Annotated in this window: 1 protein-coding gene; it reads right to left on the bottom strand. The window is 67.2% G+C overall.

The window, feature by feature from the left end:
- On the bottom strand, window positions 1-619 hold a 619-nt coding region (locus EN914_RS37580; protein WP_164779281.1), incomplete at both ends, for an ATP-binding cassette domain-containing protein.

Here is a 619-nt window from a genome sequence, read left to right as displayed (position 1 = left end):
CCACCGCTCAGCGTCGACACAGTGGCCTCGATGCCGGCCATGCGCACGCCGAGCCTGCCGGTCAGCTCCCGCGCCTGACGATCCTCGGCCTTGCGGTCGAGCAGGCCGAGGCGCCCGGTGAGCCGGCCGAGGTCGAGCGCCGATATGTTCGCCGCGATCGGCAGATCGAGGAACACGCCGGAGCCTTTGCGATCCTCAGAGAGATAGACCAGCCCCGCCTTGACCGCATCGCCATAACTGCGCAGCCGCAGCTGCTTTCCGTCGAGCGCGACGGTTCCAGAGGTCATTGGCCTGAGGCCGCAGACCGTCTGTGCGATCTCGCTGCGGCCGGCGCCGATCAGGCCGCCTATGCCCAGAATTTCGCCAGCGCGAAGCTGCAGATCGACGTCGGCGAAGCGGCGCCCATCGGAAAGCCCCTCGACCGACAAGAGCAGGCGCCCAGGCTCTTGCGGCGCCATCTTGTCGGGATAGAGCTGGGTGATTTCGCGGCCGACCATCTTGCGCACGACATCGTCGGGTGAAACGGCGGCTATCGCATCGGTCGCCACGTAGCGGCCGTCGCGGAAGACGGTGACGCGGTCGCAGAGCGAGAAGATCTCGGCCATGCGGTGGCTGATAT

The organism is Mesorhizobium sp. M7A.F.Ca.CA.001.08.2.1, from assembly GCF_003998455.1.
Lineage (GTDB): Bacteria > Pseudomonadota > Alphaproteobacteria > Rhizobiales > Rhizobiaceae > Mesorhizobium > Mesorhizobium ciceri.
Note: the sequence above shows the minus strand (reverse complement) of the source record. Positions and strands in the feature narration are given on the sequence as shown.